The sequence below is a fragment of the Sagittula sp. genome (genome assembly GCF_052825245.1).
In genome coordinates, this window is record NZ_JBRBWD010000025.1 from 145,024 (window position 1) to 157,461 (window position 12,438).

The 12,438-nt window shown below is 67.4% G+C and carries 11 protein-coding genes; 4 read left to right on the forward strand and 7 right to left on the reverse strand.

From position 1 onward, the window contains the following. Positions 1 to 5 precede the first annotated feature (5 nt). The gene (gene mnmD, locus ACU0DV_RS08965) at positions 6 to 674 is read left to right on the forward strand and encodes a tRNA (5-methylaminomethyl-2-thiouridine)(34)-methyltransferase MnmD (protein WP_446241375.1); all 669 of its coding nucleotides are present in this window, start codon (positions 6 to 8) and stop codon (positions 672 to 674) included. Position 675: 1 nt separating this feature from the next. Beyond that, positions 676 to 1,542 (forward strand): DMT family transporter, encoded by an 867-nt coding sequence (locus ACU0DV_RS08970; RefSeq protein ID WP_283982427.1) that lies wholly within the window; start codon positions 676 to 678, stop codon positions 1,540 to 1,542. Positions 1,543 to 1,641: 99 nt separating this feature from the next. On the opposite strand, the gene ACU0DV_RS08975 is transcribed toward ACU0DV_RS08970, so the two are convergent. Further along, positions 1,642 to 3,606 carry a transglycosylase SLT domain-containing protein gene (locus tag ACU0DV_RS08975; RefSeq protein WP_446241376.1) on the reverse strand — a complete coding sequence of 655 codons (1,965 nt, stop codon included), beginning with the start codon at positions 3,604 to 3,606 and terminating at the stop codon, positions 1,642 to 1,644. 142 nt (positions 3,607 to 3,748) lie between these two features. On the opposite strand from ACU0DV_RS08975, the gene dapA reads away from it, so the two are divergent. Next, on the forward strand, positions 3,749 to 4,624 hold the full coding sequence (gene dapA / locus ACU0DV_RS08980; protein ID WP_446241377.1) for a 4-hydroxy-tetrahydrodipicolinate synthase: 876 nt from the start codon (positions 3,749 to 3,751) through the stop codon (positions 4,622 to 4,624). Beyond that, positions 4,624 to 4,950: a hypothetical protein gene (locus tag ACU0DV_RS08985; protein WP_446269796.1), complete on the forward strand. Its 327-nt coding sequence runs from the start codon at positions 4,624 to 4,626 to the stop codon at positions 4,948 to 4,950. The genes dapA and ACU0DV_RS08985 overlap by 1 nt, the downstream gene beginning before the upstream one ends. Here ACU0DV_RS08985 and ACU0DV_RS08990 read toward each other — a convergent pair. The 6 genes from ACU0DV_RS08990 to purH all read right to left on the reverse strand — a co-directional run bounded on the left by ACU0DV_RS08990 (position 4,922) and on the right by purH (position 12,435). After that, on the reverse strand, positions 4,922 to 6,388 hold the full coding sequence (locus ACU0DV_RS08990; protein ID WP_446241379.1) for a DUF2252 domain-containing protein: 1,467 nt from the start codon (positions 6,386 to 6,388) through the stop codon (positions 4,922 to 4,924). The two genes, ACU0DV_RS08985 and ACU0DV_RS08990, sit on opposite strands and share 29 nt — an antisense overlap. 239 nt (positions 6,389 to 6,627) lie before the next feature. Further along, the gene (locus ACU0DV_RS08995) at positions 6,628 to 7,947 is read right to left on the reverse strand and encodes a M16 family metallopeptidase (protein WP_446241380.1); all 1,320 of its coding nucleotides are present in this window, start codon (positions 7,945 to 7,947) and stop codon (positions 6,628 to 6,630) included. Continuing rightward, a complete protein-coding gene (locus tag ACU0DV_RS09000) occupies positions 7,944 to 9,284 on the reverse strand; it encodes a M16 family metallopeptidase (protein WP_446241381.1) in 1,341 nt (446 codons plus the stop codon). The genes ACU0DV_RS08995 and ACU0DV_RS09000 overlap by 4 nt, the downstream gene beginning before the upstream one ends. 207 nt (positions 9,285 to 9,491) lie before the next feature. Then, complete coding sequence (locus ACU0DV_RS09005) at positions 9,492 to 10,025, reverse strand: DUF3035 domain-containing protein (protein WP_370311168.1); 534 nt, start codon at positions 10,023 to 10,025, stop codon at positions 9,492 to 9,494. Positions 10,026 to 10,111: 86 nt separating this feature from the next. Beyond that, positions 10,112 to 10,630, reverse strand: a complete 519-nt coding sequence (gene lspA, locus ACU0DV_RS09010; RefSeq protein ID WP_446241382.1) for a signal peptidase II — start codon at positions 10,628 to 10,630, stop codon at positions 10,112 to 10,114. 206 nt (positions 10,631 to 10,836) lie between these two features. Further along, positions 10,837 to 12,435, reverse strand: a complete 1,599-nt coding sequence (purH, locus tag ACU0DV_RS09015; RefSeq protein WP_446241383.1) for a bifunctional phosphoribosylaminoimidazolecarboxamide formyltransferase/IMP cyclohydrolase — start codon at positions 12,433 to 12,435, stop codon at positions 10,837 to 10,839. Positions 12,436 to 12,438: the final 3 nt, after the last annotated feature.

The window sequence follows — 12,438 nt, forward strand, 5'->3', positions numbered from 1 at the left end:
CCCCCATGGCCGACCAGAGCCCCGCGCTCGACTGGCGCGACGACATCCCCGTGTCGACCCGTTTCGACGACCCCTACTACTCGCTCGAGAACGGGCTGGAGGAGACGCGACACGTCTTCCTGTCCGGCAACGGCCTGCCGGAACGGTTCCGTGACGGGTTCCACATTGCCGAGCTGGGATTCGGCACGGGGCTGAACCTTCTGGCCGCGCTCGACCTCTGGCGCAGGACCGGCCAGCAGGGCCGCCTCAGGTTCACCAGTTTCGAGGCCTATCCGCTGGACGGCCCCCAGATGATCCGCGCGCAATCCGCCTTCCCCGCGGTGGCGGAGGTCGCCCACGATCTCGCCCCCCACTGGCAGGACCGCGCCACGCGGATCACCCTGCCCGACCTCGACTTCACCCTCGTCACCGGCGACGCGCGCGAGACGCTGCCGCGCTGGGACGGCCTGGCCGACGCATGGTTCCTCGACGGCTTCGCCCCGGCCCGCAATCCCGAACTCTGGGCGCCCGACCTCATGGCCGAGGTCGCCCGCCACATGGCCCCCGGCGCCACCGCCGCCAGTTACACCGCCGCGGGCCACGTCCGTCGCGCGCTGGCCGACGCGGGCCTCGACGTGACCCGGCAGCCGGGATATGGCCGCAAGCGCCACATGACGACGGCAAAGAAGCCCTGACATGACCGAACAGAACACCCGCCTCGGCATCCTTCTGATGGTTGCCACGACCTTCGTCTTCGCCATGCAGGACGGGCTCTCGCGGCACCTCGCGACGGAATACAACGTCATGATGGTGGTGATGCTGCGCTACTGGTTCTTCGCGGCGTTCGTCATCGCCGTGGCCGCGCGCCAGCCCGGCGGCCTGCGCCGCGCCACCCGCAGCGGCCACCCGCTGGTGCAATGCTTCCGCGGTGCGCTGCTGGTGGTCGAGATCAACGTGATGGTGCTGGCCTTCGTCTTCCTGGGCCTCGTGGAAAGCCACGCCGTCTTTGCCTGCTACCCGCTGCTGGTTGCGGCGCTCTCCGGCCCGGTGCTGGGCGAAAAGGTCGGCTGGCGGCGGTGGGCGGCCATCGGCGTAGGCTTCGTCGGCGTGATCGTGATCCTTCAGCCCTCGGGCGGGGTGTTCTCCCCCTATGCCGCGATCCCACTGCTGGCGGCGCTGATGTTCAGCCTTTACGCGCTGCTCACCCGCTACGTCGCGCGGACCGACACGGCGGCGACCTCGTTCTTCTACACCGGCACGGCGGGCGCCATCGTGGCCACCGCCATCGGCCTGTGGTTCTGGGAGCCGATGACCGCCCCCGACTGGGGCTGGATGGGGCTGCTGTGCCTGACAGGCGCGCTGGGGCACTGGTTCATGATCCGCGCCTACGAGGTGGCCGAGGCCAGCGCCGTCCAGCCCTTCGCCTACCTGCAACTGGTCTTCGCCAGCACCCTCGGGCTGATCGTCTTCAACGAAACGCTGCGCACCAACGTGGTGATCGGCGCGGCAATGATCGTTGCCGCCGGGCTGTTCACCCTCTGGCGCGCCCGCGTCAAAGGCTGATCCTCGGCGTCACGCCGCCACCTGCCCGAGGCTCCGGCCGCAGGGCCGGAGCCGAGACACCCGGCATGGGCGCCCGACAGGGCGCGCATTCCGCAAGGTTCAGTCTGCCACCACCGACCGCGCCAGCATCGACGCGCCGACCAATTCCTCGGAAAACGGCACCGGCAGGGGCTCCTTGCCCAGCCGCGCGCGATAGACCGGCAGGCTTTCCGCCACTCGCATCACATAGTTGCGGGTCTCGTCGAAGGGGATCATCTCGATCCAGTCGACCACGTCCACCGCGCCGTTCCGCGGGTCGCCGAACTCCGCCATCCAGCGCAACGGGCGCGACGGCCCGGCGTTGTAGCCCGCGGCCATCATCACGACGTTGCCGTCGAAGGTGTCCGCCAGCCCGGCCAGGTAGGTCGATCCCAGCGTCGCGTTGTACGCCGGATCGGACAGCAGCCGCGCCGCATCGTAGGGCTCGCCCACCTTGGCGGCGACCTCGCGGGCGGTGCCGGGCATCAGCTGCATGAACCCGCGCGCGCCTGCGCCCGAAATCACGCCGGGATCGAACTCCGACTCGCGCCGCGCGATGGCCAGCACCAGCTCCTTCGGCACCGGGTATTCCGTGCCCACCACTTCCGGGTGCAGCGCGTAATACGGCCCCGCCAGCTCGATCCCGAACTGCGCCGCGCGCTTGCCCAGCATCACCTGGATGTGCGGGCGCTTCATCTCGGCCAGCATGTCGCCCATCTGGCCCATGCCCGTGCGGTCCTGGCTTTCGGCAAGATGCGTCAGGAAGCGTTCGCCCAGGTCGATCTCGCCCGCCGCCAGCAACAGGATCCCCGCCTGGAAGACCGTCGACTTGGCAAACCCGGCCTCGCGCCAGTCCGGGAAATCCTCCTCGCCGGACAAGAGCGGGTTCACAGGGATGCCGCCCCGTTCCGCCGCGAGCAGCCCGTAGAAGGAGGTCTGGAAGGCCGCGCCCTCCGTGTAGGCCGCCTGTGCGCCCTCCGCATCGCCCGTGGCCTCCAGCGCCCGGCCCAGCCAGTAGCCCGCCCGGCCGACCGAGATCGGCGTCCACACCGCCTCCCGGAAGTTGCGGAAGTGCTGCACGGCAAGGTCCGTGCGGTCAAGGAACTGCATGGCGAGGTAGCCCGACAGCCACTCCAGCTCCGCGAACTCGGAGCCTTCGACAAGGTAGTGCCGCGACGCGATCTCGTAGGCCTCGTCATAGGCGCCCGCCCGCATCCGCATCCGCGCGAGGTCCACCCGCTCGTTCGCCCAGGCCCAGGGCTCGCCCAGCCCTGCCAGCGAGGTGGACCGCTCCTTCAGCAGCTCGATCGCCTCGTCGCGGCGCCCCTTGCGCACCCGCCACAGGAACCGCTCGTAGGCCAGCCCGGCGTTGTCTGCCAGTTCCTCAGGCACGCGCGAGATCAGCGAATCGACGTTGCCGACCGCCGCGCGCAGGCCCATGCGCGCCTCGGCCAGCGCGCGCCAGCCATCGTCCGCGAAGGGCAGCATGGCGGTGGCGTTCTGGCTCCAGCCGTTCCACAGCGCCATGTCCAGGCGCGCGATGTGGTGCGGCTTCAGGATCTCGCCCCAGGTCGCCATGAAGGCGCGGCGCTCGTCGCTGGTCAGCGACAGCGTCCGCCACGCCAGCACGATGTCGGCCTGCGCCAGCCCCTCGTCTCCTTCGGTCATATGGACTCGCGCCAGCGCCAGCGCGCCCGCGCCGGACTGCGGCTGGTGATCCGAGAAGAAGTGCTGGATCTGCGCATTCGTCGCCTCGTCGGCCATGATCGGCTCCGACTTCTCGCGCAGGTAGTCCATGCCCGGCCAGTCGGGGTTGCGGGCGATGAAGTCCATGACCTCTTCCGAATCCCCCCGCCCCGACCGCAGCGCGTGCCACAGGATGACATCGACGGCGATCTGGCCGTCGCCACGCGCCTCGATCTGGGCGGCGGCCCAGTTTCCGGTGCGCATCGACTGCATGGCCTTGGCCAGCGCCTGCCCGCTCTCCTGCGCGGCGGCGGCCATGCTGGTGCATATCAACAGCAAAACGGCTAGAAGGCGCGACATGAGCTTGCAATTCCCGCAATGAAACTTAATAGACCCCTCCGGAGGATATCGCCCGCACTCATGGCTTCAACTCACATTCCCGCTGGGTCGGCGGAAATTCTCCACAAGCGACGACGAACCCGAAACAACAAAGGAGCGTGAGATGTTCAAGGGATCGATGCCTGCCCTGGTCACGCCGTTCAAGGACGGCGCGGTGGATTTCGACACGCTCAAACAGCTTGTCGACTGGCACGTCGACCAGGGGAGCCACGGGCTGGTGCCCGTCGGCACGACCGGCGAAAGCCCGACGCTGACCCATGACGAGCACGAAGAGGTCATCCTCTGCGTGGTCGAGGCCGCCGCTGGCCGCATTCCGGTGATCGCCGGGGCCGGGTCGAACAACACCGACGAGGCTGTGCGCTTCATGGTCTACGCCCAGACCGTCGGCGCCGATGGTGCGCTGGTGGTGACGCCCTACTACAACAAGCCGACTCAGGCCGGGATGATCGCGCACTTCAAGGCGGTACACGATGCCGCCGACCTGCCGATCATCATCTACAACATCCCCGGCCGCTCGGCCGTGGACATGAGCCCCGAGACCATGGGCGAACTGGCCAAGCTGCCGCGCATCGTCGGCGTCAAGGACGCCACCGGCGACCTCGCCCGTGTCTGCAAGCAGCGGATCACCTGCGGCAAGGACTTCATCCAGCTCTCGGGCGAAGATGGCACCGCGCACGGCTTCAACGCCCAGGGGGGTGTCGGCATGATCTCCGTCACCGCCAACGTGGCGCCCGCCCTCTGCGCGCAGATGCAGGAGGCCTGCCTCGCCGGGGACTACGCCGCGGCGCTGGATCTGCAGGACCGGCTCATGCCGCTGCACCAGGCGATCTTCCTCGAACCGGGACTCTGCGGCGCGAAATACGCCATGTCGCGGGTCGGCCTCTGCGCCGAGGACATGCGCCTGCCGCTCCTGCCGGTCACCGAGCCGGTGCGCGAGCGGATCGACGCGGGCCTGCGCCACGCCGGGCTGCTCAACTGATGACGGACCGGGCCGGGATATCGTTTCTCGGCCCGAACCCGCTGCGCGCGCGGCGGCGCATCTTCCTTGCGACGGCCGCGGGCGCTCTTGTGCTACTCGGTCTCGACGTGGCGCTGCACGGCCTCGATGGCAGGGGCCCGCTGATCGTCGCCTCTCAGGTGCTGTCTGCAGTGGCACTCTACGTCCTCGTCTTCCGGCTGGTGCATCCGGCCATCATCCGCTGGATGCTGGCGCGGACGCGCAAGGGCTCCGCCCGCAGGCTGTCCCGTTTCACGCGATGGTATCTCGGCACGGGCGTCAGCGATACGCCTTCAGACCCACGGTGAACGCGCCCAGCTTCAGGTCGCGCTTGTAATAGGCGTGATCGCGGTCCAGCCGCTTCACCGCCTCCTTCGCGAACCCCAGAACGTCGTCGACGAACAGATCGAACGGCTCCATCGCCTCAAGGATGCGCGGCTCGATCCGGTAGTCGAGCTGCCCGGCATCGTCGGACCGCGCATGGGCCTGCGCCAGGGCACGGCCACAGGCGGCGGCATAGCGCTTCCAGCTCTTCTTCGACAGGTCGTCGAGGTCGATGTCCTCGCGGAACGGCGCGCGCTCCCGGGACATGAAGCTGACGCCGTCGATCTCCACGTTGCCGTAAAAGACGTCGCCGTTGGCCAGATGCACCGCCTGCCCGTGGGCAATGCGGTCACCCTCCTCGCCGGCGTGGAAGTCGTTGGCGGGCACCAGCCCCTCCAGCGCCGAGCGGCGGGCGCGCTTGAACTCCACGATCAGGTCGTCCGTGGCGTCCTCCGACGGTCCTTCCAGCAGGACGTAGTACCGCGCCAGCCCCAGCGAGGCCGTGCCCTGCCCGTGACGCAGGCAGACATCCTTGACCTTCAGGCGGTTCACGCGGCCCGACTTCTCGACCCCTGCGGCCTTTGCCAGCTGGTCGACATAACCCTGGAACTCCTCGACCCGGGTGGTCAGCGGCGTCAGCTCGTGGTTGGCGCGGAAGCCCAGCCCGTTCTCAGACAGGTAGCGGTCCCACAGCCAGTCCCTGCGGCTCTCCCGCGCCTCCTCGAAGAGCTTGCGGATCACCTTCGGCGAATTGTCCTGCCGCATCTGCTGGCTCGATTCCGTGTCGTGCCGGGCGTAGAAGGCGATGCCCTCGCGATATCCCTTGATGAAGCGGCGCGCGATCTTCAGCCGGTGCTTCTCCTTCAGGTCGCCCTCTTCCTCGGCGGCCAGCAGGAAGCCGGTCACGCCACGCTTCAGGTCCCAGGTGAAAGGGCCATAGACCACGTCGTCGAAATCGTTCACCCCGAAGATCGGCGCGTTGTCCGCGTTGGGCATCACTCCGAAGTTCTCCGGATGCACGTCGCCCAGAACCAGCACCGTGGGCATCCGCGCGTCGTCCCCCACCATGTCGCGGTGAAACAGCAGCGATGTGCCCCGGAAGAACGAAAACCGGCTGTCCGCCAGCTTGCGGAACTTGGCATCCGCGCCGTCCGACTTCTGCGAGATCCGGACGGCGTGATCCTCGATGATCGTCTCGCGCACGTGGCGCCGCCGTGCCTCGCCGGTCAGGTTGCAGGGCCGCATGACGCAGGGATCCTCGACGAACCGTTTCGCGAGACGGCGGTAATCCTCGACCCGGCTCTTCAGTTCGGTCACGGGGTTCTCGGCGGGCGTCTTGACGGACGGGGCCCGCTTTGCCTCCTTCGAATTGCCGGATGCGGATTTCGGTTTCTGCTGCCGTTCCTTCGCCTGCGTGGCCACTGGTCCCTCCTGTCATCTGTCAGGAGCGCAACGCAGCCCCGCGCCGCTTCGTTCCGGCAGCCAGGGCGGCGCACAGCCCCGCCCTGCATGGCCACGCGCCCCTTCCAAACGGCAGACAAAAGAAAAGGCCGGGACAATGCCCCGGCCCGTTCCTGCGTCCTGGCCCAAAGACCTGAGGGGGTTTCCGGAGGGCTGAACCCCCGGCGGACTACCTGCACTGCACGCGCAGGCGATGCCCCTCACTGACCGACGGTCGCGTCCTCCAGCCCCTCGGGTTGGCCCACCACGACGAAGTGCAGCTCCTCCGGCTTCATCAGCTCGGCCGCCACGCGCTTCATGTCGTCGAGCGTGATCGCCTCGATCTTGGCGTTGCGCGTCGTGACGTAGTCGATGCCGAGGTCGTCCATCTGCATGCCGACGAGGATCTGCGCGATGGGCGCGTTGCCGTCGAAGCGCAGCGGGTAGGCGCCGGTCAGGTATGTCTTCGCCTGCTCCAGCTCTTCCTCGGTCACGCCCTCCGCGGCCACCTTCGCCCATTCGTCCCGGATGACCGAGATCGCCTCGGCGATGCGGTTGTTGGCCGAGGCCACGCGCCCGATCACCAGTTCGGCGTGGTCCTTGGGCAGCAGGTAGGAATAGACCCCGTAGGTCAGGCCGCGCTTCTCGCGCACCTCCTCCATCAGCCGCGCCTCGAAACCGCCGCCGCCGAAGATCGTGTTCAGCATGTAGGCCGCGAAGAAGTCCGGATCGGCCCGCTTCAAGCCGCGATGACCGAAGACCGCCACCGACTGCGGCGTGTCGAAGGGCACCACGGTCACGCCCGCCTCCGTCTCGACCGTCACGTCCTCGGGCATCGGCGCGCCGGTCTCCGGCAGGTCGCCCAGCAGCCGGTCCATCAGCAGGCCAAGTTCCTCGGCCGAGATGTCGCCCGCCGCCGCGATATAGACACGGTCCTGCGCCAGCGCGTTCTTCCACGCCTCCACCACGTCGTCACGGGTCAGCGCGGTCACGCTCTCGATCGTGCCGGAGTAGTCGGAGCCATAGGGATGGTCGCCGAACACCATGCTGTCCCAGGCGCGGGTGACGATCTCGTCCGGGTCCGTCGCGTCGGAGCGCAGCGAGGACAGCACCTGCTGGCGCACCCGCTCCACGCTCACCTCGTCGAAGGTCGGCTCCACCAGCGAGGCGCGCAGCAGGTCGACCGCCGCGTCCTGCGTCTCCGTCAGGAACTTGAAGGAAATGCTCACCGCGTCGTCGCCCGCGTCGTACCCGATCTGCGCGGCCAGGTCTTCCTTCGCCTCGGCAAAGGCCTTGGCATCCATGTCGGCAGAGCCTTCCTCGAGCAGGCCGACCATCAGGTTGGTCGCGCCGCGCTTGCCCTCCACGTCCAGCGAGGTGCCGCCCCTGAAGCGCAGTTCCAGCGCCACGAAGGGGATGGAGGGTTCCTCCACCAGCCAGGCCTTCAGGCCGCCGGGGCTCTCCACCTCCTGGATGTCGATTTCCGCATGCGCCACCGTGGCGCCGAAGATCAGCCCGAAGGCCAGGATGAAACGCTTCATTGGGTCACCTCCTCGGCGGGCATCAGATAGCCCGTGACGGATTTCTGCGGATCGAACACCTCCTTGGCGGCGGCGATCACGTCTTCGCCGGTCACTGCCTGCAGCACGTCTGGCCAGGCCTGCACGTCCTCGATGGTCAGGCCGGAGGTCAGCGCGTCGCCGTAGCGGCGGGCCAGGCGGCTCACGTCATCCTGTTCGTAGATCCGCGCGGCCTTCATCTGGAACTTGATCCGCTCGAGCTGCTTTTCGTCCACGCCGTTCTCGATGAAGGCCTGAATGGTCGCGTCCATCTCCTTCTCCGCGTCTTCGAGGCTCACGCCCGGCGCGGGCACCACGACCAGACCGAAGGTGGTGTCGTCCAGCGACACGCCGCCGTAGTAGGCGCTGGTATAGACCGCCTTCTTCAGGTCGAACTGCAGCCGCTGGTTCAGGACCGAGGTCTGCCCGCCGCCCAGGATCTGCGACAGGATCTCCAGCGCCGCGGCCTTTTCCTGGTCGCCCGGATCGCGTTCCGGGGCAAGGTAGGTGCGGGTCACGTAGGGCGTCGAGACGCGCGGGTCGCGGTAGGTCATGCGCCGTTCGGCCAGCTGCCGCGGCTCCGACGCGCGATCGCGCTCCCCAAGCTCCGGATTGGGCGCCAGAGGCTCGTAATATTCCTTCGCCAGACGCAGCACCTCTTCGGGCTCCACGTCGCCAGCGACGATCAGGATCGCGTTATTCGGTGCATAGTACTTGTGGTAGAAGCTCAGCGCGTCGTCAAGGTCGAGGCTCTCCATCTCGTGCCGCCAGCCGATGATCGGCGTGCCATACGGATGGTTGAGGTAAAGCGCGGCCTGCGACTGCTCGCGGAAAAGCGCGCCGGGGTCGTTTTCCACCCGCATGTTGCGCTCCTCGATGATCACCTCGCGCTCCGTCAGGATGTCCTGCTCGGAAAGCTGCAGGTTCACCATCCGGTCGCTTTCCATGCGCATCATCATCTCAAGCCGGTCGGCCGCGACGCGCTGGTGATAGGCGGTCTGGTCGGCGCTGGTGAAGGCGTTGTCGGATCCGCCGTTCGCTGCCACGACCTTCGAAAACTCGCCCGGCTCAAGCTTCTCGGTACCCTTGAACAGCAGGTGTTCGAGGAAATGCGCCACGCCCGATACGCCGCGCTCCTCGTCGGCGGCACCGGCCTTGTACCACACCATGTGTTCGACCACCGGGGCGCGGTGATCCTCGATCACCACGACATCCATTCGGTTGTCGAGCGTGTATGTGGTGACCGGCACTTCGGCCTGCGCGACCTGCGCCGCCAGAGGCGCCGCGAGCAGGGACAGGACCATGGGAAGTTGGCGCATCTCGTTTTCATCTCTCTTAGGGAAAGGTTGACACAATAGGTACGCAGGCGGCCATTAACTTCAAGTTAACTCTGGTGTCCCTCGCGCAGTGGTGACGGGGACGTGAAGCGCAGGCCGGTCGATGTCTGCGGTTTGCCGTGCATTCACAGCAAAAGCCCCGCAGCCACGGGACTGCGGGAGCAAAGTTCACCCGATTTCAGATGCAGATCAGGGGGCCGGCGGTGCCGACGGCGTACGCGCGCCCGCCTGACGATAGCGGCGCAGCCAGGAATAGGAATCCAGCTTCTGACCGCGGTACGCGCGTTCGTAATCGTCGCGCGGCACGATGGACCACGAGAAGCGGCCCTTGTTCTTGCGGTACTGCTGATCCTCTGCCGCCAGCGTCTGGCGTATGGTGCTGTCGCGACCGTAACGGCTGGCCTGCTGCACGAGGGCAGCGTCGCCCGCGCCGATGGAACCGGCCGCGCCCGGCTGCAGCGCCGCCGGATTGCCGCCAAGCGCCGCCACGGCGTCGGCCTTCGGCGTCTGGTCGGTGCGGTTGGCGCTGCCCGGCGTGGGCTGCGGCAGTTCCGCGAAGGTCTGCGGCATGGTCAGCGGCTTGTTGGGAACGATGGCGAACTCTTCCGGCTCACCGCTGTTGGAACGCAGGTCGTGCAACGGCTTCGGTTCGCCGCTGCGCGAACAGGCCGACAGCGCCAGCGCGCCCGTCATCACAATGATCGCCAGATGCGCAAGCCGCATCACACCCTCCGTTCACCCATGGTCTGACCGCTTCTAACCCATCAGGACGGCGCCGTCACGCCCATCCCGGCATCAAACCCCGAAGATCAGGTGTTTTTCGCCGACGGGAAGATCACAAGCCCGAAAGCCCCGGCAAAGATCGCGATATCGGCGACGTTGAAGGCGAAGGGGTTGGAGAAGCCGCAGCAGGACATGTTGAGGAAATCCGCCACCGCACCATAGAGCACGCGGTCGACGACATTCCCCAGCGCGCCGCCGATCAGCATCCCGGCAGAGATCAGGCCAAGCCTGCCCGGCGGGTCGCGGCGCATCCAGACCAGCACGAACAGCACGATGCCAAGCGCCACGGAGATCAGGATCCACCGTGTCGCGGGCGCCTCTCCGGCCAGAAGGCCGAAGTTGATGCCGTAGTTCCAGGCCATGTGGAAATTCAGGAACGGCGGCCAGACCTCGATCTTCAGCCGCGTGGCGAGGTCGAGCACATGCACCACCCAGATCTTCGAGATCTGGTCGATCACGAAGACCCAGAAAGCCACCCACCAGACCAACCGGAGGGTCCCTTGCCGTACTGCGTTCTGCCTGCCTGCCACTGCCGTCTCGTTCATTTTCAACCCGGCCCTGTTAACCGTTCTCGACCGGGCGGGATAGGTCCGTTTTCAATCAACTCTTCGCAATCTGCCAGAGGCGGCGCGCCGGATGACGACGCGGCCGCCCGATCCGGAGGCCCTGCCCCACCTGCCGAGAGGCTACGCGCGCCCGAAAGCGCGCACAACCCAAGGCTGCGTGAAACGGCAGGCCGCTATCGCCCGGATCAGTGGCGGAAGTGCCGCATCCCGGTAAAGACCATCGCCAAGCCAGCTTCGTCGGCTGCGGCGATCACCTCGTCGTCGCGCATCGAGCCGCCCGGCTGGATCACGCAGGTGGCACCCGCCGCCGCCGCTTCCATCAGCCCGTCCGGGAAGGGGAAGAACGCGTCCGACGCCACGGCGGACCCGCGGGTCAGCGGCTCCGGCAGGCCAAGCGCCTCGGCCATCCGCTCAGCCTTCTTGGCGGCGATCAGGGCGGAATCCACGCGGCTCATCTGGCCCGCGCCGACACCCACCGTGGCCTTGTCCTTGACGTAGACGATGGCGTTGGACTTCACGTGCTTGGCGACCTTCCACGCGAACAGCAGGTCCTCCATCTGCGCGTCGGTCGGCGCGATCTTCGTCACCACCTTCAGGTCGTCCACCGTCAGCACGCCGTTGTCGATGTCCTGCACCAGTATCCCGCCGGACACCTGCCGATAGGACACGCGATGCTCAGACGTGTCGGCAAGGCCCGGCGCCAGGATCAGGCGCAGGTTCTTCTTCTTCGCGAAGATGTCCCTTGCCTTCTGGTCGATGGCCGGCGCGATCACCACCTCGGTGAAGATCTCGGAAATCGCCTCGGCCGTGGCAGCGTCCAGCGTCCCGTTCAGCGCCACGATCCCGCCGAAGGCAGAGGTCCGGTCACAGTCGAACGCCTTCCGGTAGGCCTCAAGCAGGGTCGCGCCCTTCGCCACGCCGCAGGGGTTGGCGTGCTTGATGATCGCACAGGCCGGGCCGTCGCCGGGCAGGAATTCACTGACCAGCTCGAAGGCCGCGTCGGTGTCGTTGATGTTGTTGTAGCTCAGCTCCTTGCCCTGAAGCTGCTCGGCCACCGCAACGCCGGGGCGGTTGGTGCCGTCCACGTAGAACGCCGCCTTCTGGTGGGGGTTCTCGCCATAGCGCATGGTCTGCTTCAGTTCGCCCGCGAACACACGGCGGCGCGGAGTCGTCTCGCCGATGGCGCCCGCCATCCATGTCGACACGGCGGCATCATAGGCGCCGGTGCGGGCATAGGCGATCTGCGCCATCTTCTTGCGGAACCCGAGCGTGGTCTGCGCCTCTTCCCCGCCGTTCGCCTTGATCTCTTCCAGGAGCGCGCCGTAATCCTCCACGTCGACCACCGTGGTCACGAAGGCATGGTTCTTCGCCGCCGCGCGGATCATCGCCGGGCCGCCGATGTCGATGTTCTCGATCATCTCGTCATAGTCCGCACCGCGCGCCAGCGCCGCCTCGAACGGGTAGAGGTTCACCACCAGCAGGTCGATCGGCACGATGCCGTGCTCGGCCATGGACGCCACGTGCATCCCGTTGTCCCGCAGCGCCAGAAGGCCGCCGTGCACCTTGGGATGCAGCGTCTTCACCCGGCCGTCCATCATCTCGGGGAAGTTGGTCAGGTCGGACACGTCGCGCACCTCGATGCCCGCGTCGCGGATCGCCTTGGCGGACCCGCCCGTGGACAGCAGCTCGATCTTCAGGTCGGCCAGCGCGCGGGCCAGCTCGATCAGGCCGGTCTTGTCGGAAACGGAAATCAGCGCGCGGCGCACGGGTGCGAGGTCGGTCATGTG